General features: G+C 72.3%; 19 protein-coding genes. 10 read left to right on the top strand and 9 right to left on the bottom strand.

The features are described 5' to 3' along the window. Position 1: 1 nt before the first annotated feature. Positions 2 to 1,063 (top strand): GGDEF domain-containing protein, encoded by a 1,062-nt coding sequence (locus OWR29_RS17095; protein WP_267563854.1) that lies wholly within the window; start codon positions 2 to 4, stop codon positions 1,061 to 1,063. Here OWR29_RS17095 and OWR29_RS17090 read toward each other — a convergent pair. Continuing rightward, complete coding sequence (locus tag OWR29_RS17090) at positions 1,047 to 7,517, bottom strand: tetratricopeptide repeat protein (protein WP_267563853.1); 6,471 nt, start codon at positions 7,515 to 7,517, stop codon at positions 1,047 to 1,049. The two genes, OWR29_RS17095 and OWR29_RS17090, sit on opposite strands and share 17 nt — an antisense overlap. Before the next feature lie 800 nt (positions 7,518 to 8,317). Here OWR29_RS17090 and OWR29_RS17085 point away from each other — a divergent pair. From OWR29_RS17085 to OWR29_RS17075, 3 genes are all read left to right on the top strand, one after another. Further along, the gene (locus OWR29_RS17085) at positions 8,318 to 9,313 is read left to right on the top strand and encodes a pirin family protein (protein WP_267563852.1); all 996 of its coding nucleotides are present in this window, start codon (positions 8,318 to 8,320) and stop codon (positions 9,311 to 9,313) included. Between the two features lie 427 nt (positions 9,314 to 9,740). Continuing rightward, a complete protein-coding gene (locus OWR29_RS17080) occupies positions 9,741 to 10,178 on the top strand; it encodes a hypothetical protein (RefSeq protein WP_267563851.1) in 438 nt (145 codons plus the stop codon). Between the two features lie 37 nt (positions 10,179 to 10,215). Then, a complete protein-coding gene (locus OWR29_RS17075; RefSeq protein WP_267563850.1) occupies positions 10,216 to 11,751 on the top strand; it encodes a dolichyl-phosphate-mannose--protein mannosyltransferase in 1,536 nt (511 codons plus the stop codon). A gap of 57 nt (positions 11,752 to 11,808) precedes the next feature. Here OWR29_RS17075 and OWR29_RS17070 read toward each other — a convergent pair whose 3' ends face one another. Then, positions 11,809 to 12,405 (bottom strand): CGNR zinc finger domain-containing protein, encoded by a 597-nt coding sequence (locus OWR29_RS17070; protein WP_267563849.1) that lies wholly within the window; start codon positions 12,403 to 12,405, stop codon positions 11,809 to 11,811. A 97-nt stretch (positions 12,406 to 12,502) separates the two neighbouring features. Between OWR29_RS17070 and OWR29_RS17065 the strand changes: the two genes are divergently transcribed. Together OWR29_RS17065 and OWR29_RS17060 are read left to right on the top strand one after the other, a co-directional pair. Then, positions 12,503 to 12,709, top strand: coding sequence for a hypothetical protein (locus OWR29_RS17065; RefSeq protein ID WP_267563848.1), 207 nt, complete (start codon positions 12,503 to 12,505; stop codon positions 12,707 to 12,709). Between the two features lie 178 nt (positions 12,710 to 12,887). After that, positions 12,888 to 13,169, top strand: a complete 282-nt coding sequence (locus tag OWR29_RS17060; RefSeq protein ID WP_267563847.1) for a DUF1905 domain-containing protein — start codon at positions 12,888 to 12,890, stop codon at positions 13,167 to 13,169. A 23-nt stretch (positions 13,170 to 13,192) separates the two neighbouring features. On the opposite strand, the gene OWR29_RS17055 is transcribed toward OWR29_RS17060, so the two are convergent. Then, positions 13,193 to 13,807 carry a TetR/AcrR family transcriptional regulator gene (locus OWR29_RS17055; protein ID WP_267563846.1) on the bottom strand — a complete coding sequence of 205 codons (615 nt, stop codon included), beginning with the start codon at positions 13,805 to 13,807 and terminating at the stop codon, positions 13,193 to 13,195. Positions 13,808 to 13,851: 44 nt separating this feature from the next. Between OWR29_RS17055 and OWR29_RS17050 the strand changes: the two genes are divergently transcribed. Next, positions 13,852 to 14,847 carry an aldo/keto reductase gene (locus OWR29_RS17050; RefSeq protein WP_267563845.1) on the top strand — a complete coding sequence of 332 codons (996 nt, stop codon included), beginning with the start codon at positions 13,852 to 13,854 and terminating at the stop codon, positions 14,845 to 14,847. Here OWR29_RS17050 and OWR29_RS17045 read toward each other — a convergent pair. The 4 genes from OWR29_RS17045 to OWR29_RS17030 form a co-directional block, all read right to left on the bottom strand. Next, a complete protein-coding gene (locus OWR29_RS17045; RefSeq protein WP_267563844.1) occupies positions 14,844 to 15,248 on the bottom strand; it encodes a pyridoxamine 5'-phosphate oxidase family protein in 405 nt (134 codons plus the stop codon). The genes OWR29_RS17050 and OWR29_RS17045 overlap by 4 nt on opposite strands. Positions 15,249 to 15,272: 24 nt before the next feature. Continuing rightward, positions 15,273 to 16,685: a DUF2252 domain-containing protein gene (locus OWR29_RS17040; protein WP_267563843.1), complete on the bottom strand. Its 1,413-nt coding sequence runs from the start codon at positions 16,683 to 16,685 to the stop codon at positions 15,273 to 15,275. A 73-nt stretch (positions 16,686 to 16,758) separates the two neighbouring features. Continuing rightward, positions 16,759 to 17,994: a DUF1501 domain-containing protein gene (locus OWR29_RS17035; RefSeq protein ID WP_267563842.1), complete on the bottom strand. Its 1,236-nt coding sequence runs from the start codon at positions 17,992 to 17,994 to the stop codon at positions 16,759 to 16,761. Between the two features lie 6 nt (positions 17,995 to 18,000). Then, complete coding sequence (locus OWR29_RS17030; protein WP_267563840.1) at positions 18,001 to 19,515, bottom strand: DUF1800 domain-containing protein; 1,515 nt, start codon at positions 19,513 to 19,515, stop codon at positions 18,001 to 18,003. Between the two features lie 115 nt (positions 19,516 to 19,630). Between OWR29_RS17030 and OWR29_RS17025 the strand changes: the two genes are divergently transcribed. Both OWR29_RS17025 and OWR29_RS17020 read left to right on the top strand, forming a co-directional pair. Beyond that, positions 19,631 to 20,674 (top strand): ROK family protein, encoded by a 1,044-nt coding sequence (locus tag OWR29_RS17025; RefSeq protein ID WP_267563839.1) that lies wholly within the window; start codon positions 19,631 to 19,633, stop codon positions 20,672 to 20,674. A gap of 155 nt (positions 20,675 to 20,829) precedes the next feature. Beyond that, positions 20,830 to 22,815 carry a PPC domain-containing protein gene (locus OWR29_RS17020; protein WP_267563838.1) on the top strand — a complete coding sequence of 662 codons (1,986 nt, stop codon included), beginning with the start codon at positions 20,830 to 20,832 and terminating at the stop codon, positions 22,813 to 22,815. A gap of 25 nt (positions 22,816 to 22,840) precedes the next feature. Here the strand turns inward: OWR29_RS17020 and OWR29_RS17015 are convergent, their stop codons facing one another. Then, positions 22,841 to 23,170, bottom strand: coding sequence for an STAS domain-containing protein (locus tag OWR29_RS17015; RefSeq protein ID WP_267563837.1), 330 nt, complete (start codon positions 23,168 to 23,170; stop codon positions 22,841 to 22,843). Between the two features lie 115 nt (positions 23,171 to 23,285). Here OWR29_RS17015 and OWR29_RS17010 point away from each other — a divergent pair, with 115 nt between their 5' ends. Next, entirely contained in the window at positions 23,286 to 23,756 is a 471-nt protein-coding gene (locus tag OWR29_RS17010; RefSeq protein WP_324291249.1) for a peroxiredoxin, read from the top strand. Here the strand turns inward: OWR29_RS17010 and zwf are convergent. Beyond that, positions 23,753 to 25,246 (bottom strand): glucose-6-phosphate dehydrogenase, encoded by a 1,494-nt coding sequence (gene zwf, locus OWR29_RS17005; protein WP_267563836.1) that lies wholly within the window; start codon positions 25,244 to 25,246, stop codon positions 23,753 to 23,755. The two genes, OWR29_RS17010 and zwf, sit on opposite strands and share 4 nt — an antisense overlap. Positions 25,247 to 25,281 lie beyond the last annotated feature (35 nt).

Raw genomic sequence — 25,281 nt, 5'->3', positions numbered from 1 at the left:
GGTGCGTTACCAGCTCCGCGACGAGCAGGGGGCAACCCACAGCGTCGCGTACCTGATGCTGGCCGCCGCGCCCGTCGTCTTCCTCACCGGCATCGTCCTGCCCGCCGAGCACCCGCCCGGCTGGGTGGCCGCCATCTCGCTGACCTGCGTCTTCATGGCGGCCGGGGGAGCGGTGGCGCGCTGGCGGGCGAGGTGGATCCCGCGGCTCTGGTGGCTGATCGTGCCGTTCATGGCCATCGCGATCATCGCCGGCATGAACTTCGCCTCCCACGACGCCAGCGCGGGCGCCCAGCTCTTCTATCTGTGGCCCGTCCTGTACGCCGCCAACTTCCTCAGCAACCGGGTCGCGGCGCTGGTGCTGGTGCTGATCTCGGCCGGGCACGCCGCGGTGGCGTTCTCGACGCTCACGACGACCAAGGCCCTGTCCGACTGGGTCTCGGTGACGGTCGCGCTCAGCCTCACCGCGATCGTCGTGGCCTCGCTGCGCAACCGCAACGACCGGCTGCGCCAGGTGCTCGAATCGCAGGCGCTGGCCGACTCGCTCACCGGGGTGGCCAACCGGCGGTCCTTCGACGGCGAACTGACCCGCGCGGTGACCTGGGCCCGCCGCGGCGGGGAGTCGCTGGCCCTGATCTCGGTCGACATCGACTACTTCAAGAAGATCAACGACACGTACGGGCACGGGGTGGGCGACCAGGCCCTGCAGGTGGTGGCGAACTCGCTGCGGGTGGTCGCGCGGCGCGAGGACGACCTGGTGGCCCGGCTCGGCGGCGACGAGTTCGTGGTGCTGCTGCGCACCGACCGGGTCAGCGCGGGCCGGGCCGCCGACGAGGTGCGCGCGGTGCTGGCCGCCGTCGACAGCCTGCCCTGCGGGCCGCCCGGGCTCAGCATCGGCATCGCCGTGCTGCCCGACCACGCGAGCACGGCCGACGAGCTGCGCGCTGCCTCCGACGCCGCGCTCTACGAGGCGAAACAGAAAGGCCGCGGCCGTACGGCGATGGCCCACCCACCGGCGCCGAGGCCCAGCCCCGACCGCTCCAACGAGATCAGCGCGGCGGGATGACCGGCTGCTCGGCGGTCGACTCGTCCAGCGCGGTCCGGATGCCCAGGATGTCCTCGCGGGTGCGCGGGTAGGGCCCCCAGCCGTCGCGCAGCACGTGGATGTAGACGGCCTCCAGGCAGACACCGACACGGGCGGCCAGCTCGGAATCGTCCGGCCGGCCCAGGCGCACGGCCCGGGCGAAGTGGTCCAGGGCCTCCATGTGCCGCCCCTGGTCGAAGCAGGAGCGGCCGGCGTTCTCGTGCACGACGCTGCGCAGAGTTGCCGGGACCTCGGAGCCGGTGGCCCGGGCGAACAGGCGGTCGGCCTCCTTGAAGTCGCCGCGCAGCCGCAGAATGTGGGCCAGCTCGGCCTGGGCGATGACCTCGGACTGCATGTCCCGAGCCGACTCGGCGTGGGCCAGGGCCAACCGGCTGGCCGCGGCGGCCATGCCCAGCTCGCCCAGCAGGCGGTACACCTCGGCCCGCACGCTGAGCAGCCCGGCCTTGGCCACGTTGTCGACCTCGTCGGCCAGCGGTCCGTCCAGCCGTTCGCCCAGCTCGCGCAGGGCCTCCCGGTCGTCCACGACCTCGCGCAGGGTCGCACCGTCGAGCCGCCACCGGATCGCCTCGAGGTCAGCCGCCGACAGCGACGGGCGCTCCTTCTCGGGCTCGGCCACCCGCTCCCGCGGCATGCGCGGGGCGGCCATCCGCTCATCGATCTTGGCCCGCACCGAGGCAGCGTCGACGGGGGGCTGGTCCTCGGGGAGGGTCACGCCCTTGAAGAGCGCGGACACGTCCAGGTCGATGACGACGCCGTCGCGGGGGTCGGGGGTTGCCTCGTCGGGTTGGGCGCTGAGGGAGTGCTGGCTTGCGGCGCCGGCTTCCCGCTGCTCCGGCTGCTTCCGGTGCTCCGGATGCGCGACCGGCTGGTGAGCCTGATCGGCCGGCGACATCCGCTGTCCGTTCCCATCAGGTAGCGGCGCCTGATCGACGGCTCGCTGGCCGTTCGGGCCTGCTGAGGGCTGGTGCTGGGCGGCTTGCTGCCCGTTCGGGACGGCCGGTACGTCGTGATGTGGCGTCGGCTGCTCGGTGTGAGCACCCGACTCATCGGGCTGGGCGGCCGAGCTGTCCGGTCGGCCAGTCGTCTCCGCGGCGGTCGGCTGTTCCGGCTCGGCATCCGGCGCCGAGCCGTCGTCCGAAGTTGCTTTGGAGCCGAACCACATGCCGCCGAACGCGGTCTCCGCGGTCCGCTGCGGCGCGTCCGCCCCCGAAACCGCGAGCCGCCCGATCGGCCGCAGGTTGTGCAGCGAGCCATCGGCGTCCATGTACGGCGCCGCGTGCGCCCCCAATCGCGTGGGATCGCTGGGCGTCGCCGGGCCGCTCTCCGAGCCATCGTCCGGGCCGGCGTGCCGCGATCCACGAGCGGATGTCCCCGACTCGGCGCCCTGCCCGGGGCCGTCGACCCGACCAGGGGCCCGGCCGTCGTCCGGTTGGCCCTGCTCGGCGCTTTCGCCCGAGCGCGGCGGCACCGCCGAGTCCCAGCCGTCATGGTTCCCGCCGACCGGCGCCGCCGAGGACGCGGCTGTCGGCGGCTGGGAGGGTGCGGCCGCCTGGGGCTCGTGGGATGCGGCTGTCGTTGTTTGTGAGGTCGCGGTCGCCTGGGCTTCGCGGGACGCGGCTGGCGGTGTTTGTGAGGATGCGGTCGCCTGGGCCTCGGCAGACGCGGCCGCCGGCATCCGGCCGTCGGTGGATGCCTGACGGTCGGTGGCCGGGGCCGGCGGGGCCACGTCGTCCCGCCGATCGCGCGAGGCGGGTGCCGTGGGCGCAGACTGGCTTTCGTAAGGCGGTTGCGGTGCCCAGTTGCCGTTGGACGGGCTCTCGGCCGGCGGCCGCTGAGTCGGAACCTCGGGCGTGCGCGGCTGGAAGTCTTGAGTATCCGAGCCGACCGCCGGCGGCGCCGAACGCGGCCGCAAGGGGAAGCTGATCTGCGACGACATTCCAGATGCACCAGAATCGGCCGGCGACTGCGGCGCGATCGCCTCCGGACCGTTCTGCGGTCGGCCTTCCGCGTCCCGCGGCAGGCCTTGGTCGACGGCTCGCTCATCCTCGGGCCGCTGTCCACGGTTGTCCCCGGGCGGCGCCCACGAATCGTCCTGCCACGGCGGTCGAATGCTGGCCGGAGCCCCGTCCGCCCTCGGCGCCTGCGGAACGTCGTGAGCAGTCCCACCCGGCCGTGCCGAGGTCAACGGCTGAGTAGGCGCCTCACCTTGCGGCTGAGCAGGCACCTGCCGCGGAACAGCAGGACTCTGCTGCGCCGCCGGAGACCCACCCCGCGCCGCGCTGACCGGAGCAGAAGCCAGCGACGTAGGCCGTTCTCCCGCACCCGGCGCCCAAGGCGATTCGGAGGCGCCGAGCTGCTCCGCCCCGTTCCACCCAGCCGGGCCCTGGTTCTGCCCGGCCGCCGGCTGACCGGAGTCGCGGTCCCAGGCCTGCTGTGCCGGCACGTGCGGCCCCGGGGCGGTCTGACCGCCCTTGAGCTGCTCGTCGGCCTGCGGTCCAGCTACCTCCCAGCCGGACTCGTGCCGCCCGTCGGGACGCCGGCCCGGACCGTTCTCGCCAAGAACATGCTCCGCAGGCGGGTACCGGCGCGGCGTCTGCTGGTCCGGCGCGTGTTGCGCAGGCTGAGCCGGAGCTTGCCGGCCCGTGACGTGCTGACCCTGGCCGTGTTCGTCGGTAGCCTGCTGGCCGGGGGCATGTTGGCCTTGGAACTGTTCGTCCGCAACCTGTCGGTCGGGAGCGTGCTGTCCCGGGAGGTGTTGGCCGGGAGCGTGCGTGCTCCGGACGTGTTGACCCGGAACGTGCTGACCGGCGACGTGTTGGCCGGGGGCGTGCTGGCCGGGGACTCGTTCGCCCTGGGGCTGCGGGCCCGGTGCGTACTGGCTCGGCGCTCGGCCCTCGGGTCCAGGGTGGACCGGTGTTTGCTGGGCGCCGGCCGGCTGTGGCTGCTGCGTGGGTGCGGGCTGCTGGGCCGGGGTCCGCTGGGTGGGGACCTGCGGCTCCACGACGGGGTGGCCGCCGGTCGGCCGGCCGCGGTCGGGGACCTGCCGTCCTGGCACATGCTTGTCGATGTCGTGGCTGGACGAGCCGCCGAAGAGCTTGTCGACGGCGCGGCGGAAGAACTCGCCGGTCTTGTGGACGCCGGAGGTGTGCGCGTCCGCGGGCGGCTGCTCGGTGGCCCGGGGCGCCCAGTCGGAGGCTTGCTGACCCGGCGCGACCGGGTGATCGCCGGCGGGGTGAGAGCGCGCCTGGTCGGCGGTCGGACCGCCATGGGGCGGTACCGGGTTCGCGGGCTTGGGCTGGACGTCCGGCGCTGCCGGAGGTGACGGCTGTGCCTGCGGAGGCGCCGGGTACTGCTTGATCGGAAGCTCGGAGGCCGGCTGCCCGGCGCCGCGCTCGTACGGAGGCTGGCCGTGCTGCGGCGGACCCTGCGGGGCGACTCCGGGTGCAGCAGGAGCGGCGTCGGGCCGGCCGGCATCGGGACCACGACGCGTCGGATCCTGCTGAACGCCGGGCTTAGCGGTCCCAGGGCTGCCCGGAACTGCGCCGTGGTGCTGCAGGCCGCCGGGCTGAGCAGGTGCGGGCGCGCCCGGACCGTTGCCGCGCTGCGACGGGTCGTGCGGGCCGCCGCGCTGGGCAGGTGCGGGCGTGCCGGGAGCGACGCCGCGGCGCGTCGGGTCCTGCGGATCGCCGGGCTGAGCGGCTGCGGGCGTGCCGGGGTGCGCCGGGCCGTGGGGGAAACCGGGCTGAGCGGCTGATGCGGTGCCGCGGGGGGCACCCTGCTGGGCCGGGCCCGACGCCGCCGGAGCATCGCTCGGAGCGTTGCCGGACTGGACGACTCCCGACGGAGCGGCCGCAGCAGGCGGTGGCCCGTAGGCCGCGGGCGACCTGTCCTGCGGCGCCGGACCCGTCGCGGCGTCCGGCGGCTGCTGGCCCGGGTGCGTCGCGCCCTGCGGCCCAGGGCCCTGGGGACGGCCCGGAGCGGCCGGCGACACCGGACGGCCGAGGCCGCCGCTGGGCAGCGCGGCCGGAGGCGCCTCGTCGGGCACCATCGACCACGGGTCGTCGCCGTCGGCCAGGAAGACGTGCGCGGTGCGCGGGCTCCGGCGGGAGCGCGGCATTTGCAGCCGGGGGTCGGTCGTCATGAGCGACGGGTCGACGGGCCTCTGCGGCGGCACAGGCCCGCGAGCAGCCTGGCCCGGCGTCGGCGAAGCCTGGTCGGCCGTGACGTTCGGCGGCACCGGTCCGCGCGGGCCGGGTTGCCCCTGTCCGTCCGGCGCCGGCGACGGCACAGAGCCACGCGAGGACGGCTGCCCGGCCGGGTTCAGCATCGGCCGCGGCGGCCGGGCAGCGCGTGCGCTGTCCGGCGCATGCGCGGGCAGGGAAGTGCGTGCGCCCTCCGGCTCCGGCGGCACGGGACCACGCGTACCGGGCTGGGAAGGATCGCCCGGCGGCACGGGACCACGCATACCGGCCTGAGAAGAATCGCCCGGCGGCACGGGACCACGCATACCGGCCTGAGAAGAATCGCCCGGCGGCACGGGACCACGCGTACCAGGCAGGGAAGAGTCGCTCGGCGGCACTGACCCGCGCGCGGCCGGGGCGGCGGGAATGTCGTGGCCGGGCGTCCGCTGATCCGAATCCCGGGCGGGCGGAGCCGGAACCAGGCCCGGCGGCTGCGGTGGCACCGACGGCCGCGCGGGAGCCGGCCGCGGCACGCTCGGCGCGGGCGTCGGAACCGAGGCGCGGGCAGCCGGAGCCGACGGCGGCCGCTCGGCCGAGGGCGGAACGGCCGGCGGAGCCGGGGTGGCCGGCGTCGGCGCCGGGTTGACCACCCGGGCGGCCGGCGTCGGAGCGTGCGTGCCGACGACGCGCGGCGCGGCCGGCGGGTCGGCCTTGACCACTCGCGGCGCTGGCGGCGGCTCTTCCTTGCCGACCACCCGCGGTGCGGCGGGCGGCGTCGCCTTGCTGATCACGCGCGGGCTGTCATCCACGCCGGCGCGATCGTCCTCCGGCTCGGCCGCCGATGAAGCTGCGCGAGCCGCTGGCGCGGGCGGCATCGGCGCCGACGCCGCGGCCACGGTGTCGTGCTCGGCCGTGCCCTCGCCGACCCAGGCCGCTCCCTCGGCGACCGGCTCGACCCGGGCCCGGCCGGTCGTGCGCTGCGGTTGCTCGGCCCAGCCCTGGCCGCCGACCGGGCGGCCGTCGTCCCAGCGCTCGTCCTCGACCCAGCCCTGCTGGTCGTCCCAGGTCTGGCGGGCGGCGGGAACCCGCCGGCTGTCGCGCGCGGGGCGGCGGCGTTCCTCGACGATCTCGCCCTCGATGGTGCGCGGGGCGCGGTCGTCGAGGATCTCGCCCTCGATGGTGCGGCGGTCGTCCCGCGCGGCCGGCCGGCCCCGGCCCTCGTCGGCCTCCGCGGGCCACGGGCGGCGCTCCTCGTAGCCGTCGCGCCGACGGCGCTCGTCATCGCGACGCGACTCGTCACGCCGGGACTCGTCCCGGCGGGGATCATCGCGGCGGACATCGTCGCGGCGGCGCTCGTCGAACTCGTAGGCGTCGGGCCGGCGTGACCCGCCCCGGCGCCGATCGCGTACGTCCGAATTGTCATAGCCTTCGTCGTAGCCCCGAGGCGCGGCGGCCGGCTCGTCCCAGATCATCTCCTCCCGGCTGCCGGAGCGCGACCGCCGCGGCCGGTCGTCATAGTCGTACGCCTCATCGCGCCGCGACGCCGGACGGCGGTAGAGGTTGTGCGAGTCGTCCGGACGGGCCTCGGGCACCTGGGCCCGGCCACTGGCGGCGGGTGCGGGCGGCGCCTGACGCTCCTCGCGGCGGGGGCGGCGCTCCGGCTCACGGCGGGGGCGGCGCTCGTCCTCGCGGCGGGGAGCCTGCCGGCGCCGGCCGACCGGCTCGTCGTCGCTGCGGCTGACGGTCTTGACGCCCGGGTTCGGGCCGTGACCGTAGGCGACCAGGTCGCGGTGGTCGTACGGCTCGTCGATGTCGTCGTGCAGGTCGTAGCGGTCGTTGTGCCGCCGCTGGGCCGAGTCGGCGAACGTGTCCGGCGCGTCGAAGTCGGCGCCCAGCTCGGGCCGGTTGAAGTCGACGTCCTCGAAGTCGTCGCCGGCCAGGTTGGGCTGCGAAGTGTCGACCGGCGCGAAGTCGGGGTCGTCGAGCCAGCTGGGCCGCTGCGTGTCGAACGCCGCCTGGGGACGCCCGTCGGCGCCCACATTGCCGTGGGCCCGCCGCTGCCGGCGCGCGGCCAGCTCGTCGACCGGACCGTCCGGGTTGCCGCGGCGGGTGGGAATCACGCCGTCGGGGCTCTCGCGCCGCTCGTACTGCCGTTCCTGGACGACGGCCGACTGCGGCATGATCGAGTACTCGGAGTACTCGTCCTCCCAGTATTCGTCGTCCTCGAAGCTCATGCGGCGCCCTCGGGGCGGACATTCCGCGAACGGGAGTGCCCCTCACCCCACTGCCGCATGCCTCGCCCCCCGTTCGTCACGCGTGCCCGGATCGTCCCCTCCCACGCGGTGGATGTGGAAGGTTAACCACGGATTTGCGGGCCGCGCCAGCACCCGGCCGAGCGCTTCCCGCGGCGTCGCCCCGGCGCCGGCGGCCCGGCCCGTGGCGAAGCCGTGTCTCTTCGTCGGCGGAGAGTACGCGGACCAGCGGCGAACAGTTCAAACGGTGTCATCGGGCCGACAGATCAGTAGGCGGAGCGATCATGGAGTCACCAAGAGTCGCGCGCCGAACTTAAGCAACTCTTAAACCCGTTCCGGCGATACGGACGAGTAACCTGCCCTTCCGGCAGTGGCGCATCACACGCTCCCCAGAAACGGATCAAGGTGCTATGCGGTGTCACGGTGGATGAGCGCCCGGGACGACGGTGTCCCGGGTGGAGCACACGACACCGAACGGAAGGAGCGACACCATGCCGCGCCTCGACCTCGGCGCCGTACGCGCCACCTGGCGGGCGGCCCTGCGCCGCCTCGACGTCTGGACGCTCGAGACCCTCAACTCCCCGGCCGGCGGCCGCCGCCCCCGTCTCTAGGGGCCGCCGCCGCGCATCTGCAACGCGAACGCTCACATCGTCCTGCCCCCATGCCGATGTGAGGTCGTGCCTGCGCGGTAGTGCCGGGACAGGAACGGCGGCGGGGTAGCTCCCCGCCGCCGTTTCGCCACTCTCATCGTTTTGTCACACCCACGGCGTACCGTCCCCGGTGTGAGTAGCTTCGAAGCGGATCCCGAGGTCGGCCTGGCCGCACCGGCCACCATGGAGCTGCTTGAGGGCGCCCCCGTCGCGCTGGGCGGCCCGCGCGGCTTCGCCGTCACCCGCACCCTGCCCAACCGCCAGCGGCGCATGGTCGGGGCGTGGTGCTTTCTTGACGCGTACGGTCCACACGATCTCGCCGCTTCCGAGGGCATGCGCGTCGGCCCTCATCCGCACACCGGCCTGCAGACGGTCACTTGGCTGGTCGCCGGCGAGGTGCTGCACCGCGACAGCCTCGGCAACCGGCAGTTGATCCGTCCCGGCCAGCTCAACCTGATGACGGCCGGCCGCGGCATCTCCCACTCGGAAGAGACGCCGCCCGAGCACACCCCGATCCTGCACGGCGTCCAGCTGTGGGTCGCCCTGCCGCACGCCGCGCGCGACATGCCACCGGCCTTCGCCCACCACGCCGACCTGCCCGTTGTCACCGTGGGCGCGGCCGCCGGCAGCGAGGCGACACACGGCGGCGCCACGGGTGTGACGGCGACTGTTCTCATGGGCACTTTCGCCGGCGCCACCTCGCCCGCCGCGTGCTACACCCCGCTGGTCGGCGCCGAGCTCGCGCTGGCTGCTTCGGCTCAGGCCACGCTGCCCTTGAACCCCGATTTCGAGTACGCGGTACTGGCCCTCGACGACGCCGCCCCCACAGTCGACGACGTAACCCTGAAACCCGGCCCACTGCTCTACCTCGGCTCCGGCCGCACCTCCCTGCCCGTCGCCACCGAGTCCCCGTCCCGCCTGCTCCTGCTGGGCGGCGAGCCGTTCGAGGAACGCTTGGTCATGTGGTGGAACTTCGTAGCCCGCGACCACGACGAGATAGTCCAGATGCGGGCCGACTGGTTCGACCACACGCCCCGCTTCGGCGAGGTGCACGGCTACGACGGCCCACCCCTGCCGGCCCCGCCCATGCCCATCTCCCGCCTGGTGCCCCGCGGCCGCGTCCGCTGACCCCGCCGGCCCCGCTCCCGCGCGTGCGCTGCGGCGTATCGGGCGGCGGGGCCTGTGCGTGGGGGCGTGTCGGGCGGTGGGGCCGCCTGCTTGGCGGCGCGGCTGCGTGAGTGGCGGCGTGTCGGGCTGGGCGGCCGCGTGCGTGGCGGTCCGGTCGGCGGCGAAGCGTGCCGCCGGTGCGCCCGAGTCGGGAACCGGACCGTCGGTGCGCCGAAGTCGGAGGCCGACCATCGGCGCGCGGGAGTCGGGACGCGGGCCGGCGGTGCCTCGGTCGGGTCGTGTTTTCGCACGTGACGCACCGCGGGTGCGTCGAGTGGGGCATTCGGGTTGACGCTCGTGCCGGTGCGACGGATGGTCGAAGTGCGGGCTCGACGCGTACGCGAGAGCACTTGATTCGTACCCGGGAAAGCACTTCGCAAGGAGAGCAGTGAACGTCTGGGATGTGGTGAAGCTGGCCCTGATCGTGGCCACCCCGACGCTGCTCGGGGCCCTCGTGGTCTTCGCGCCGAAGTGGTGCGGTGCGATAGCCGACCGCTGGCACGCCGCCCGTCCCCAGCCTCCGGAGCCGTTCGGCCCGCCGATCGAGCAGCTGGCGGCCGACCTGCGCCGGCTGCTGCGCCTGCACAGCGAGCTGACCGCGTCGGCCCACCTGGCCATGCGCGCGCACCGCCTGTGGGCGGTCGAGGCCGCGATCGGCACCCGTGGCATCGAGGCGGCCCGGGCCCTCGGCCTCGAGCACCCTGAGCTGGGCCCGCACGAGGCCCTGTCCCGCAACCAGCTGCACGATCTGCTGATGCGGCTGGCCGCCGCCGGCCTCGTCCTCCCCGCCCGCGTCGGCCCCTTCACCTCGGACGGCCGGATCTGATACGCCACGCGAAGCCGTCAGGCCCTACGATCCCGGGGTGACTACAGCGGCGACGGCAGAGACCGAGCTGAATCCTGACCTGCCGGCGGAGCCGAAGAACTCCGTGCCGGACGTCGTGCGGCGGCGGCTGGCCACCCTGGAGAACTGGCTCAACCCGTACTCGTGGCTCGTGACCGCAATCATCACGGCCATCGCGGCGGTTCTGCGGCTCAACGGTCTCGCCGACGCCAAGGGCTACATCTTCGACGAGGTCTACTACCCGACCGACGCCTGGGACATGCTCACCCACGGCGTCGAGTGGGACGCCGAGAAGACCAACGGTCCCGCGTACGTCGTTCATCCACCGCTCGGCAAGTGGCTCATCGCGCTGGGCGAGCTAGTCTTCGGCAACAACGAGTGGGGCTGGCGCGTCCCCACCGCGATCGCCGGCACGCTGATGGTGCTGATCCTGATCAGGGTCGCCTACCGGCTGTTCCACTCGATCGTGCTGGCCGGCGCGGCCGGCCTGCTGCTCACGCTCGACGGCTTCCAACTGGTGCTCTCGCGGGTGTCGCTGCTCGACATCTTCCTCGGCCTGTTCGTGCTGGCCTCGTTCGCCGCGGTGCTGCTCGACCGCGACCACTACCGGCGCCACCTGCTGCGGCAGCTCGAGACGGGCGACAAGCGGTGGTTCGTCCCGTGGTGGCTGCTCGTGGCGGGTGCGCTGTTCGGCCTGGCCTGCGGCGTGAAGTGGAGTGCGCTGTTCTTCCTGCCGTTCTTCGGCGCGCTGGTGCTGGCCTGGCGGATCCGGGCGCGGCAGTCGGCCGGTGTGCGCCGCCCGATCCTGGCCGACCTGGGCTGGGGCGTGCTCAGCGTCGTGCTGACCTTCATCTTCTACCTGGCCACCTGGACCGGCTGGTTCGTCACCAACACCGGCTACTTCCGGCACTACCGCGAGGCGAACGGTCTGAGCGAGCCGCCGATCCTGGGCGCGCTGCTCAACCTCCTGCACTACCACCAGGAGGCGTATTCGTTCCACAGCGGACTGACCTCGAAGCACCCGTACCAGTCGTGGCCGTGGCAGTGGCTGCTGATCGGCCGGCCGGTCAACTTCTACTGGCCCGGCTCGACCGACTGCGGCGCCCCCAGCTGCGCCCGTCAGATCATCCTGCTCGGCACGCCCATCCTGTGGTGGTCGTTCCTGCCCGCCCTGGCCGCGCTCGTCTGGTTCGGCCTGGCCCGCCGCGACTGGCGCGCCTGGGCCATCCTGGTCCCGGTGGCCGGCGGCCTGCTCCCGTGGTTCTACTACGCGATCAAGGACGGCCGGACGATGTTCTCGTTCTACGCCCTCCCGGCCCTGCCGTTCCTGATCCTCGCCGTCGTCTACGTCCTCGGCGCGATCATGACCCCACCCGACGGCATAACCCAGGGCAAAGCACGATCGGACCGCCAGCTCATAGGCACCATCGCCGTAGGCATGTATGTCGCCGTGGTCGCCCTCTGCTTCGCCTACTTCTTCCCCATATTCGTCGGAATTTCCATCCCGTACGAGGATTGGAGCGCCCGGATGTGGCTGGGGAGCCGCTGGATCTAGCCCCCGCCTTCGCCGCCACACCATCACTCGAGTGGCGTACCGGCGCCCAGCCGGGCTTCAGCGAGCGGTGCGGCGACGGGTGGCCTGGCGCTTCACCTTGGCGTCGACACCGCAGCCGTCCATCGTGCACCAGCGGCGGCTGCGGTTCTTGCTGGTGTCGAGGAACAGGCCGACGCAGCCGGCCGGGGCCGCGCACACCTTGATCCGGTCGAGCGGCCCGCCGGTGAGCAGCCGCACGGCGTCGACGGCGATCGGCCACCACGCGCGGTCCGGGTCGTCGCCCTCGAACCGCCAGCCGAACGTCCCGTCGTCGCCGGGGGAGAGGCGGGCCGCCGCCACCGCCTCGGCGTACCGCAGCCGCACCTCGTCCAGCTCGGCCACCGGCGCCGGCTCGCCCCGCCCGATTGCCCGGAAGACCTGGAAGATCGCCTCGCGCAGGCTCAGCGCCTGGTCCAGCGACGCGCCCCCGTCCAGCCGGCCCAGCCGCTCGGCGGTGGCGTCGTCGATCATCCCCATGTACGCCGACCAGGCGGCCAGGTCGGCGTAGGTGTGCAGGTATTCGACCGGCTGCTCGGTGGCGCGGCCGTCGACAGTGTTGGCGAAGTCGAGGCTGACCACCCCGCCGAAGACATCCAGGTTCTCGAACGCGTGCATTGATTCCACCAAAACGTGTTTGACTCGCATCACTTGCGGTACTTATGCTTCCAGTCAAAGCAGTTTAGCCCGCATCACGCGAAGGGAAAGACCTCCGATGCTCGAACTCGGCTACGTCCCGCTCGTGACCGCCGCCAACGCCCGCATCATGACCTCGGCCCAACCCGGCAGCCCGGTGATTCCGGAGTCGCCACCCGGCCGCCTCCGCCTGACCGCCGCGGCCGCCCTGCACCGCCTGGCCACCCGCCTCGACCGCGGCGCCCCCGTTCCCGCGGCCACCTACCGCACCCGCCCCGCCGCCTGACTGAGGCCGGCATCCGCGCGGCTGGGCCGGCTTGCCCGCCGCGCGGTGGCTTGCCCCGAACCGGGTCGCTGGTCAAGCTGGTGATCGTGCCGGGGCATCGCCGCGGCGAGCGCTCGACCGGGATGCGCACCTCCGGCCATCGTCGGCGCAGCGCCTGATCGACCTGGGAGGATCCGCCATGGCAGCCGGACCGCTCGACATCACCTTCACCGCGACGCTCGGCAAGGTGCGCGAAGGTGACACCTGGACGTGTGTGCAACTGCCCGGCTCGGCCGAGATCTTCGGGACCAAAGGGCTCGTCAAGGTGGCCGGCACGGTCGACGGGGTGCCGTTCGAGGGCGCGTTCATGGCGCTCGGCGACGGCACGCACAAGCTGCCCGTGAACGGCGCGGTGCGCAAGGCGATCGGTAAGACCGACGGCGACGACGTCACCGTGCATCTGACCCGCCGCCGCAGCTGAGGCCGAACAGCACCGACGCGGAATCAAGACCTGCTGAGGCCTGGGTACAGCGTCGACATCCACAGATGGGTCAGGGTGTCGACGAGGACTGTGCGGTTGTCGAACGGGGGAATGCCGCACGCGGCCAGGTAGTAGAGGCGCTCGCCGGTCCAGGTGAGGGTGGCGGCCAGGGCCGGCAGGTCGGCGTCCCGCAGGTCGGCGGCGGGATCGGCGGAAAGGCGGGCGACGGTGGCCTCGGTGAATGTCTGCATCTGGGTGAGCCACAACTCGCGCAGCTGAGGGTCGGAAGCCCAGTTCTCGACGATCGCCCGCAGCACGGCAGCGTTGTCGTGCCACAGTGCGGCGCCGGCTTCGATGCCGGCTCGCAGCGTCTCGGCCGGCCCGGCCTGGGCCCGCACCCACGGCTGCGCGGCCTCGTGCCCCTGGCCGACCGCGCGGCGCACCAGCTCGGCCAGGGCGGCCTGCTTGCCCGGGAAGTAGAAGTAGAAGCTGGCCCGGGAGACCCCGGCCGCCGCGATGATGTCGGCCACGCTGAGGGTGTCGAACCGGCGCTCGCCGAGCAGGTCGCGTAACGCCGTCAGGATGCGTTCGCGCAGTTCAGGAGCGGTCGATAGAGGGTTATTGCGGCGGGCGTGCACGGTCTCACCGTACACTATGACCAGACAGCGTGTATGGTCGTTTCATGGAGTACACGTCGTTCGGTCGTACGGGTCTGCGGGTCTCCCAGCTGGTGCTGGGGGCCATGACGTTCGGGGAGCAGGGCGGCGTCGGCGCCCCGATCGAGGAGTGCCGGCGCATCCTCGACGCGTACGCCGAAGCCGGCGGGAACGTCGTCGACACCGCGATCAACTACCGCGGCGGCGCCAGCGAAGAGATTCTGGGTGAGTTGCTGGCCGGGCGGCGTGACCGGTTCGTCGTCGCGTCGAAGTACACGGTGAGCCGCGATCCAGGCGACCCCAACGGCGGCGGCAACCACCGCAAGAACCTGCGGCTGTCGCTCGAGACCAGCTTGCGCCGGCTGCGCACCGATCACCTCGACGTCTACTGGGTGCACATCTGGGACAGGCACACCCCGATCGAGGAGACGATGCGCGCCCTCGACGACGCGGTCAGCGCGGGCCAGGTGCTCTACGTCGGAGTATCGGACGCCCCGGCCTGGGTCGTCGCGCGGGCCAACACGTTGGCCGAGTGGCGCGGCTGGAGCCCCTTCGCCGGTCTGCAGGTGCCCTACAGCCTGGTCAAGCGGGATGCCGAGCGTGAGCTGCTGCCGATGGCCGAGGCGCTGGGCATGACCGTGACGGCCTGGAGCCCGCTCGGCGGCGGCGTGCTCTCCGGCAAGTACAACGCGGGCCCGGCCGAGGGGGCCGCCCGGCTCAATGGTCAGACGATCAGCGACGCCGACCTGGGTGTGGCCAAGGTCGTGGGCGAGGTGGCCGCCGAGCTCGGTGTCACTCCGGCCCAGGTGGCCCTGGCCTGGGTCCGGCGCCGCCCCGGCGTCCTGCCGATGATCGGTGCTCGCACGGTCGAGCAGGTGCGCGACAATCTGGACTCGCTGCAGGTGACGCTGCCCGCGGAAGCGGTGACCCGTCTCGAGGCGGCGACTGGGTTCAGTCCCGGCTTCCCGGCCGACTTCATCGAGCAGACCGGCCCGTGGGTGCTCGGCGCGGCGGCGCTCTAGTCGGTGAAGCGGCTCGAGCCGAGGATCCTGGTGACCGTGATCTCGATGGCCACGCGGGCCGGGTTGGGGCGGGGCGTGCGGTACCGGGCGGCATAGCGTTCGACCGCCTCGGCCACCGCGGAAGGGTCGTCGCGGACCACGGCCAGGCCCTCGACGGTGGCCCAGCGAGGGCCCTCGACCTGGCAGATCGCCACCCGCTGCTGCCCGGCCCGGACGTGCTTCACGTGGGCCGAGGTCGACGACGAGATCACCCGGGCCAGGCCGGACGCCGGGTCGAGGGTCGCGCCCACCGCCACCACGTGCGGCGAGCCGTCGGCCCGCAGGGTGGTCAGCGTGCACAGGTGCCGCTCGGTCCAGAACTCCAGCAACGACTCATTGTCCAGGCGCACGCGACCACTCATGTGATCATCATGCGGGTCCGGGGTTCAGGCCGTCTCGGCGGGGAGGACGCCCTGGCGCACGGCCCGGACGAGCTCGGTGTGGTCGCGCTCGACCTGGTCGGCGTACGCGCGGGCGAACCGGCACAGCGCGTCGGCCAGCTTGTTGCTGCTGCCGATGTAGCCCGCGATCATCGAGGCCCCGCTGGTGCGGGCGTGCGACTTGGCCAGCAGGTAGCCGCAGATGCCGGCGTAGTCGCCCAGCGCGGGCGCGTCGATGCCCTCGACGACGATCGCGCCCTTCATGTCGCGGAACTGCCGCACGTAGAACTGCATGTCGCCGACCGTCGCCCAGCCCAGCAGCGGATCCGACACCGTCTGCAGCGCCTGCTGGTACTCGACCACCCGCTGGCCCTGGTGCCGGTGCCAGGCCGCGTCGCCGTGCTGGTGGTGCGCCACGACCGAGCGGCGGGCCTGCTTGAGCTGCAGGAAGACGACGTCGGACGGGCTCGACCCCTCGCACAGGGCCACGTACGCCCGCAGCCCCACCGACCCCACGCCGACCACCTTGTGCGCGATGTCGACGATGCGGTAGCCGGCCAGGATGCGCGCCCAGTGCGGCGGCAGCGTGTTCAGGTAGCCGTCCAGCGCCTCGGCCAGCATCTCCCGCTCGCCGTCGCTGGGCCGGGTGATCAGCGGCGGCTCCTCGACCAGCCGGGCCGTGCCGTCGTGCCGCTCGGTGAAGCGGGGGAGGGCCCGGTCGCTCGTACGCCGGCGGGCCCGCCGGGCGGCCCGGTCGATCTCGGCCCGGAAGCTGGCCCGGGAGGCCGCCGAGCGCAGCCGCCCCACGTTCATCTGGTCGAACGAGCGGCCCAGCAGCGGCTGGTCGGCCAGGTGCTGGATCTGCAGCTGGTACTCCTCGACGCAGTGCTGCACGGCGTCGGCGCAGGCGCTCTCTTTGAAGCCGTTCTGCCGGCCGGCCACGTGCACGCTGGTCACCAGCCGCCGCAGGTCCCATTCCCAGGCGCCGGGGTGGGCCTCGTCGAAGTCGTTGAGGTCGAACACCAGCTCGCGCTCGGGCGAGGCGTAGAAGCCGAAGTTGCCCAGGTGGGCGTCGCCGCAGATGACCGGGGTGATGCCGGTGGCGGGCAGGGTGGCGAAGTCGTCGGCCATCACGTTGGCCGAACCTCGCAGGTACGCGTAGGGCGAGGCGATCATGCGGCCCACTCGGACGGGCACCAGCCACGGCTGCCGGCCCTCGTTCGCTTTCATGATCTGCGTGACCGGGTCGACCCGGTGGTGCGACGCCACCCAGTGCGCCACGTCCGAGCGGTGCGCGCGCTCACGCAGGGAACGGCCCATCTCGTAACGTTCGGCGCGAGGTCGCGCGGGAAGGCGCAAAGAGGCGAAGCCCTCGTCGACCGCGGTGTCGAGGACGACATGACCGGTAGCAGGTTCCATCGAGGCCAACCCTAGAGCCGGGGAGAACTTCCAGTACCGCCCGCCCGGGTGAACGCTCGTTAAATACGAGGTGTCACCGGGCCGTCACCAGGCCGAACGTCGACGGCGCGACCGCCGGGAACACCTCTGCGAGGGAGCCGATCCCGCACCGCTTCTGCAGGATTTCCCCGATCACGGCCCGGTAATCGGTGGTCACCGCGAGGTCGCCCGCCACCAGTGCGTCCGGCTTCAGGCCGGGCCACTTGGCGTACACCTGACCGCCCTTGACCCCGCCCCCGAGCAGCAGCATCGCGTTGCCGTGCCCGTGGTCGGCCCCGCGCGAGCCGTTCTCCTGCACCCGGCGGCCGAACTCGCTGATCGTCAGCAGGGTCACCGAGTTCAGGCCCTCGGGCCCGAGGTCGGTCGCGAACGCCGCCAGCGCCAGCCCCAGGTCGGTCAGGTTGTCGTACATCCGCTGGCCCTTGACCGCCTGACCCAGGCCCTCGTGCATGTCCCAGTCGCCGCAGTCGACGGCCGCCGTGGCCAGGCCCACCTTGGCCTTGATCAGCCGGGCCACGTCGCGCAGCGCGGCGCCCAGTTCGGTCTCGGGATAGGCGGCGCCGTTGGCCGGCGTGTACGCGGTCGAGCGCACCGCGGCCGAAGCGGTCAGCGCCTTGTCGGCGGCCAGTGCGAGCGCCGCCTGCAGCAGGGGCGCGTCGGCGTACAGGGCTCGCAGCGCCGCCGCGCGGGGACGGGCGGCCGAGTCGCCGGCCAGCGTGAACTTGTCGATCCCGGCCATCGAGACCGACGGGGTGGGTCCGGCGAACAGCCGGTCGGGCATGGCGGCGCCCACCGAGACCCCGGCCAGCGCCCCGGTGGCCCCGGTCGCGCCCAGCATGCGGCCCAGCCAGCCCGTGCGCAGCGAGGTGCCGGGGGCCGCGTTCTCCATGGCCTCCATGGCGGCGAAGTGCGAGCGGGTCGGGTTGGACTGGCCGACCGCGTGCACGCCGGCCAGCTTGCCGCTCTTCCACAGCGGCAGCAGCGGGGCCAGCGCCGGATGCAGGCCGAAGCTGCCGTCCCCGGCGATGACCTGGGCCTTGGGCACGCCGATGTTGGGGCGCGCCTTGTAGTAGTCGGGATCGCCGATCGGGGCCAGCGCCGACAGCCCGTCGAAGCCGCCGTGCAGCGACAGCACGACGAGCGTGTCCCCGGTGTAGCCGGGGGCCGCGTACGCGAGCTGGGTCGACACCCCCGCGCCGGCCAGCCCGGCCAGGGTGGCCGCGCCGAGCAGGCCGCGCCGCGAGAGCGTCTTCTCGCCGCACTCAAACATGGATGATCACCTCAGCTGGAACGAGGGCGCGTCGAGCACGAGCGCGATCAGGTACGGCGCGTGGCCGGCGAGCGACTTGTCGGATGCGGTCAGAGGACTGGTCGGCAGCTTGCCCGCGACGCTGAGCACGGCGGCCGTGTGCGCCGGCGGCAGCTTGGACCCGATCAGCCGTACGGCCAAAGCGTCGACCAACCCGCCGTAGGTGCCCGGCAGCGCCGGGACCAGCGACTTCAGCATGTCGGCGGGCCGCGTGAGCTGCGACGGGTACCAGCCGGCGGCCAGGTTGAGGTGGTTGTTGCAGCGCATCAGGAAACCGGACGGCGACGCCCAGGCGGCGGCCACGTCGGGGAAGCCGTTGGGCGGGCTCCACCGGAACGGCGCGTTGCCCGCGTTGACCAGGCCGTTGTAGAGCGCGTCGAGCGCCTTGACGCCCGAGGTTTCCGGTCCCAGCCCGAGCGTGCGGATCGTCGCGATCAGGTCCTCGAACGGCGTACGAGCCTTCTGTCCGATCGCGCCAGCGAACTCGGGCGACGTGAACAGGGCCTTGAGCACGGGCTTGATCGCCGTGTCGTTGTCGAGGTAGACCTTGGCCAGCTTGGCGACCAGCGAGGCGGGCGCCTCGTCGGCCACGAAGCGCCGGCACAGCTTGGCCGCCAGGCGCTGCGCGGTGGCCGGGTGGCGGGCCAGGTGGTCGGCGAACGCCATCGCGGCCGACTCGCCGACGGCGGTGGTGGCGTTGGCGTGCTTGAAGCCGACGATCTCGACCGCGCCTGTGACGTGGCGCGCGCCGTCATAGACGTACGCACCCGAGGTGTTGACGGTCAGGCCGGTGAGCAGCCGGGCCGCGGCGTAGACGTCCTGCTCGGAGTAGACGAGCCCGACGGTGTGCAGCTCCATGAGCTCACGCGCGTAGTTCTCGTTGGGGTGGGCCTTGGTCGACGAACGGTTGTCGAGGTAGGTGAGCATGGCCGGGTGCTTCATCGAGGCCTTGAGCATGTCGGCGAACTTGCCGAACGCGTGCTTGCGGATGACCTGGGCGTCGTAGTCCGAGCGGCTGTCCCAGACACCGCTGGAGGGTGCGGCGATGTGCAGGTGGTTGGCCCAGAACGCGACCGTCACCTCGAACAGCTGCCGGTTGCTCCACGCGGCGCGGGCCACGGCGGCCCGGCCCAGCTGCTTGAACGCGTCGTACGAGTTCTTGGCGATCGACGAGCGCACGGTGGCGATGCTCGCGCCGGCCAGCGGCAGCCGGGCGACCAGCTTGTCGCAGGCGGCGTCGTCGATCGCGGTGTGGTTGAGCTGCCGGTCGAGCCAGGCCGAGACGCCGAGCTTGGCCGCCTCGGCCAGGGTGGCCGGGGTGGGGCCGAAGGTGGCCCGGCGCACCAGGTGCGCGATCGGGTCGGCCGAGACCAGCTGGGCCGGGCTGAGGGCGGCCGGGGCGGCGGTCGCGGCCGGAGCGGCCACGACAGTCGCGACAGCAGTGGCGGCACCGGCGGCGAGAAGCGTGCGTCGGGTCGTCATGCCAGTTCCTTCGACCCGTACGGGCCCGGCCGTCGCGGCTGCAACCGTGACTAACGGACCCGCAATCCGCCCGCACCCGTACCGCCGGGGCGAAGTCGGACGTACGCTCACCGGTGTGGATCAGGTTGAATCGGTTCGGACCCCCGCCTCCTGGGTCGTCGTCGGTCTCGACAACGGCGGCACCTGCAACAACGCCACGGTGCTGGACGCCACGGGGCGATATCTGGTCGACAACCTCGTCGAGAACCCGAGCCTGGTCACCGAGGGCCCGGAATCGGCGATCGACCAGCTGGCCCAGGCCTTCCACAACATCCTCGAGCTGACCAGCACCCCGCTGACCCTGGTCCGCGCGGTCGGCCTGGACACGCCCGGCCCGGCCAGCGCCAATGGCGTCATCTCGTCCAAGGGCGCCACCAACTTCAGCATGGTGTCGTGGCACGGCTTCGACATCCGCAGCGCGCTCGAGGCCCGCATCGGCCTGCCCGTGTTCTATCTGAACGACGCCAACGCGGCCGCCCTCTACGCCCATCACCAGCTGTTCGGGGCCGAGGCGATGACCAAGTCGTCGGTCGCCGCCATCGTCGGCACCGGCCTGGGCGGGGGAGTGGTCGAGGACGGCAAGGTGGTCAGCGGCGCGGCGGGCATGGCCGGCGAACTCGGCCACGTGCAGATCCCGCTGCACGGCGTGCTCGAGGTCGGCCAGCCCATCCCCGAATGCAACTGCGGCTTCTCCGGGGACGGCGAAAGCATCGCCTCGCTCACCGGCATCAAGAAGAACCTTCTGCCGTACTGGCTCACCCGTTTCCCCGATCACCCGCTGGCCGCCGAGCCCCTGCCGCAGGCGGCGAAACAATTGCGGTCGTACGGGGAAAAGGAAGATCCACTGGCGCTGGCCGTCTTCGAGCAGCAGGCCAAGGCGATCGGCAAGCTGTTCACGATCGCGGCCAACTTCACCGATCCCGACGCCTACCTGCTCGGCGGTGGCGTGGTCGAGGCGTCGCCGAAGTTCCGCCAGTGGTTCCTCAACACGGTCCGCGAGAACACCGAACTGCGGGCCGAGCAGCAGGCCGCCGCGACCTTCGCCCTGGTCGCCGACCTCGACATGGCCGGCGCCCGCGGCGCCGCGGTGGCCGCCCTGGAGGCCGTGCAGCCCGTCTGAGCCGCCTTCCGAAAGCCGCCCCTGAAGTAAGGGGCGGCTTTTCTTTACCTGTGTTTCGTCTTATCGACACGTATAGATATCGACGATCTTCTTCAGTAACGTCGGCGGTGCCGTCTTCGGCCGGGGGGCCGTCGATGGGCTGAAGGGGGAAATAGATGCGACGAAGCATCGCGACCGTCTCCGCGGCGGTTCTCGGCCTCGCGTTGATCACGCCCGGGGCCGCGCAGGCAGGGCCGCACTCACTCGCTCCGGCCGCTCCGTCGGGCGAGCTGAGCCCGGCCGACCAGGCTTCGCTCGAGGCCGGCGTGGGCGTCGCGCCCAAGGCGCCGTACGGGGCCAAGCCCAAGGGCCCGAACCCGTTCCTGGCCGAGGTGGCCGATCCGGCCAAGGTGGACTACTCGGGCTGGGCCAACTACATGAAGTCTCAGGCCAAGGCCAAGGCGGCGGTCCGGGCCAAGCAGACCAAGGCGCTCAAGGCGGCCGCGGCGCCCAAGCCCGCCGTGGTGGTCGATGAGGACGAGCTGCCCGGTTCCTCCGGCGGCAACGACGTGCCGGTCAACGCGCAGCGGATCATCGGCTACGGCACCGGGGCCGGCCAGTTCCCGAACATCCGCATCCTGGGCAGCCTGGACAACGAGGTCGTCAGCACCCCGACCGTCGCGCCCGCGCCCGAGGACAACGGCTCGATCCCGCTGGCCGGCCCGACCGGCATCGGCGTGGGCACGCAGAGCGGCGCGGTCATCACCTCGCAGATCGGCGACGGCCCGCACGGGCGCCAGACCGGCGACGGCAGCAACGACTTCGACTTCTACAAGCTGACCGCGCCGGCCGGCAAGGTGCTGACCCTGTCGACGGCCACCCCGACCGGCCCGCTCGACACCGTGCTGCAGCTCTTCACGCCGGACGGCACCCTGGTCGCGGTCAACGACGACTTCTCGGGCGTGGACAGCCGGATCGTCTACCGCGTGACCACCGGCGGCGACTTCTACCTGGCGGTCTCGGCGTACGGCGGGCTGCCCGCCGACCCGTTCGACTCGGGCAGCGGCGGCGGCATCGGCGACCCCACCCCGCCCACCGAGGGCCCGTACACGCTGACCCTGACCTCGGGCGGCGTGGACGAGGACTTCTACGCGGTCAAGCTGCGCGCGGGCGACGTCATCGGCGCCTCGGTCAGCGGTCCGGCCACGTACCTGACCGTCTACGACACCGTGCCGCGTGAGGTGCACGGCTCGCGTCAGGACGCGTCCTACATCTACCCGGTCGACTCCCCGCTGCCCGCGGGCGGCAACGCGGTCACCGACTACGTGGCGACCAAGGCCGGCTGGCACTACATCGGCGTGGCCAGCGGCTCCGGGGCCTACCAGGTGACGGTCGAGGCGTACCGGCCGGTGCTGCAGGGGGCCAAGCCGCAGCAGACGCTGTACCTGGACTTCGACGGCGCCCGGGTCAACACCGGCATCTTCGACGGCAACGGCAACCGCGACCTGTCGCCGCTGGCCTCGTTCCTGACCCGCTGGGGCCTGACCCGGGCCGACGAGGACGCGCTGATCGACCTGGTCGTCGCCGGGGTCACCGAGAACATCAAGAGCGACCTCGAGGCGAGCGGCCTGAACCCGAAGTTCAAGGTGAAGATCGCCAACAGCAAGGACAACGCCGACCAGTGGGGCAAGGCGAACGTCAGCCGGGTCGTGGTGGGCGGCACCATCGAGGAGTCGGGCGTCGACACGATCGGCATCGCTCAGAGCATCGACCCCGGTAACTTCGAGACCGAAGAGACGGCTCTGGTGCTGCTGGACGTGCTGAGCGACCCCGCCGGGTCGACCGCGGCGTCGCTCAACACGTACATCACGAGCGACAGCGACCGGCTCAAGTTCGTCGCGCAGGGCCTGGCCAACGTGATCTCGCACGAGGCCGGCCACTTCTTCGGCGACTTCCACACCGACAACCAGGACGCGCTGCCCAACCTGATGGACGCGGGCGGCACCGGCTTCGGCACGCTGTTCGGCGTCGGACCGGACGGAGTGGGCGGCACCGCCGACGACATCGACGTCGACTTCGGCGACAGCGCCTTCCTGCCGGCCGAGCAGTTCGTCGGCACCGAGGACACCCTCGGCCGGATCGTCTTCGGCCTGACCAGCTAGACAGCGTAGGGAAACCGCCCTGGAGCTACTTCAGGGCGGTTTCCACGTCAGGGAACAAGGCCAGGTAGTCGGTCAGGCCCAGCGTGTCGAACAGTCGCCGCAGGAAGCCCGAAGGGGCGGCCAGCCGCACCCACCCGTCGCGTTCCTGGGCCCGGCCGTGCGCGGTGACCAGGACGCCGACACCCATCGAGTCGCAGAAGTCGAGCCCCGAGACGTCCACCACGACGCGGGGCGAGGGCCGGTCGACCAGGCGGGCCAGATTCGCCTTGAGGACGGGCGCGGTGTCGATGTCGAGGGAACCTCGCAGCACCAGCACGGCCGTGTTCGGCGGGTGGTGCGCGACCGAGACCTGCATGGTGTGTCGCTTTCGGTGGAAATGTGCGGGGGACGGGGTGGCACTTCGATGCCTCTCACCCTAGGGGAGGCGACGCCCGATGGCCGAATCGCCTACCGGGCGGTAAGTTTTGCCGGTGAGCATCAAACCGGGTGACGTCGTCGACGATTTCGAGCTTCCCGATCAGGACGGCACGCCCCGGCGGCTGAGCGCGCTGCTCGCCGACGGCCCGGTGGTGCTGTTCTTCTATCCGGCCGCGATGAGCTCTGGCTGCACGGCCGAGGCCTGCAACTTCCGCGACCTGGCGGCCGAGTTCCGCGAGGCGGGCGCCCAGCGCGTCGGGATCAGCCGCGACCTGCCCGAGAAGCAGAAGCAGTTCTCGGACAAGCACGGCTTCGACTACCCGCTGCTCAGCGACCCGAACAGCGACGTGGCGGCGGCCCTGGGCGTCAAGCGCAAGCTGCCGCTGGGCCCGCTCAGCACGAAGCGGATGACCTTCGTCATCGGCACCGACCGGCGCGTCGTCGAGATCATCCACTCCGAAACGAACATGAACGATCACGCGGCAAGGGCACTGGAGGCCCTTGCCGCGGCCAAGAAGGCCTAAATACTGTTCTTCCAGGCGCGACCCGACCGGCCGATCAGGCGGTCGGCGTCGGCCGGGCCCCACGAGGCGGCCTCGTAGGTCGGGATCGGCGAGTTGTCCGAGGCCCAGTGCTCGATGATCGGGTCGACCACGCGCCACGACTGCTCGACCTCGTCGCTGCGGATGAACAGCGTCGGGTCGCCCAGCAGGGCGTCGAGCAGCAGCCGCTCGTACGCCTCGGGGCTCTCCTCGGCGAACGTCTGCTCGTACGAGAAGTCCATCGACGCCGTCCGCACCCGGAACGAGTGGCCCGGCACCTTGGCCCCGAAGCGCAGCGAGATGCCCTCGTTGGGCTGGATGCGCAGGATCAGGGCGTCGGCCTCGAGCCCGGTCAGCTGGTCCTGCGGGATGGGCAGGTGCGGCGGGCGCTGGAACTGCAGGGCCACCTCGGTCACCCGGGCCGGCAACCGCTTGCCCGTACGCACATAGAAGGGCACGCCCGCCCAGCGCCAGTTGTCGACGTTGAGCCGCATGGCCGCGTACGTCTCGGTGCGCGACAACGGGTCGACGCCCACCTCTTCGCGGTAGCCGGCCATCAGGTCGTCCCTGGTGCCGCCGCGCGTGTACTGCCCGCGGACGGCCAGGTCGGCGATGTCGCGGTTGGTGGGCAGCCGGATCGCCTGCAGCAGCTTCACCTTCTCGTTGCGCAGGCCCTCGGCCTCGAACGACGCCGGCGGCTCCATGAGGGCGAGCGCGAGCACCTGCAGCACGTGGTTCTGCACGATGTCGCGCATGGCCCCGGCGTGCTCGTAGAAGCCGCCGCGGGTGCCGACGCCCAGCGTCTCGGCCACCGTGATCTGCACGTGGTCGACCCAGGAGCGGTCCCAGATGGGCTGGAAGATCGAGTTGGCGAAGCGCAGCGCGAGCACGTTCTGCACGGTGTCTTTGCCCAGGTAGTGGTCGATGCGGAACACCTGGGGCTCGTCGAACGAGCCGTGCACGACGGCGTCGAGCTCGCGGGCGCTGGGCAGGTCGCGGCCGTACGGCTTCTCGATGACCAGCCGCGAGAAGGAGCCCTCCCGCGCGTGGTTGAGCCCGGCCCCGGCCAGCCCGTTGATCACCGGCTCGAACGCCTCGGCCGGGGTCGACAGGTAGAACAGGCGGTTGCCGGCGGTGCCGCGCTCGGCGTCGAGCAGGTCGAGGGTCTCGGCCAGCCGCTTGTACGTGTCGGGGTCGTCGTAGCCGCCGGATACGTACCGGATTCCGCCCTGGAGCTGCGGTTTGTCGAGCAGGCGGCGGTCGCCGAGCAGGCTGTCGGCGAACTGCTCGTCGCCCATCGGCGTACGGGCCACGCCGACCAGGGCGAACTGGCTGGGCAGGCGATTGTGCCGGGCGAGGCTCTCCACGGCCGGGAGCAGCTTGCGCCGGGTCAGGTCACCCGAGGCGCCGAAGATCACCAGTGTGGCGGGTGGGGCGCTGCGCTCCTGGATGAGCTGTGGGGCGTTGTCCATGGTTTTTACGTGTCCTCCGACCGTTGGGACCGTCC

This window comes from Paractinoplanes pyxinae (assembly GCF_026626335.1).
In the GTDB taxonomy this organism is placed as follows: domain Bacteria; phylum Actinomycetota; class Actinomycetes; order Mycobacteriales; family Micromonosporaceae; genus Actinoplanes; species Actinoplanes pyxinae.
Note: the sequence above shows the minus strand (reverse complement) of the source record. Positions and strands in the feature narration are given on the sequence as shown.

What these genes read in the sequence shown, in the direction of transcription:
- OWR29_RS17090 (WP_267563853.1), bottom strand. Translation starts at nt 7,517, where the DNA reads ATGAGCTTCGAGGACGACGAATACTGGGAGGACGAGTACTCCGAGTAC.
- OWR29_RS17070 (WP_267563849.1), bottom strand. Translation starts at nt 12,405, where the DNA reads ATGCACGCGTTCGAGAACCTGGATGTCTTCGGCGGGGTGGTCAGCCTC.
- OWR29_RS17065 (WP_267563848.1), top strand. Translation starts at nt 12,503, where the DNA reads ATGCTCGAACTCGGCTACGTCCCGCTCGTGACCGCCGCCAACGCCCGC.
- OWR29_RS17060 (WP_267563847.1), top strand. Translation starts at nt 12,888, where the DNA reads ATGGCAGCCGGACCGCTCGACATCACCTTCACCGCGACGCTCGGCAAG.
- OWR29_RS17050 (WP_267563845.1), top strand. Translation starts at nt 13,852, where the DNA reads ATGGAGTACACGTCGTTCGGTCGTACGGGTCTGCGGGTCTCCCAGCTG.
- OWR29_RS17045 (WP_267563844.1), bottom strand. Translation starts at nt 15,248, where the DNA reads ATGAGTGGTCGCGTGCGCCTGGACAATGAGTCGTTGCTGGAGTTCTGG.
- OWR29_RS17040 (WP_267563843.1), bottom strand. Translation starts at nt 16,685, where the DNA reads ATGGAACCTGCTACCGGTCATGTCGTCCTCGACACCGCGGTCGACGAG.
- OWR29_RS17035 (WP_267563842.1), bottom strand. Translation starts at nt 17,994, where the DNA reads ATGTTTGAGTGCGGCGAGAAGACGCTCTCGCGGCGCGGCCTGCTCGGC.
- OWR29_RS17030 (WP_267563840.1), bottom strand. Translation starts at nt 19,515, where the DNA reads ATGACGACCCGACGCACGCTTCTCGCCGCCGGTGCCGCCACTGCTGTC.
- OWR29_RS17020 (WP_267563838.1), top strand. Translation starts at nt 20,830, where the DNA reads ATGCGACGAAGCATCGCGACCGTCTCCGCGGCGGTTCTCGGCCTCGCG.
- OWR29_RS17015 (WP_267563837.1), bottom strand. Translation starts at nt 23,170, where the DNA reads ATGCAGGTCTCGGTCGCGCACCACCCGCCGAACACGGCCGTGCTGGTG.
- zwf (WP_267563836.1), bottom strand. Translation starts at nt 25,246, where the DNA reads ATGGACAACGCCCCACAGCTCATCCAGGAGCGCAGCGCCCCACCCGCC.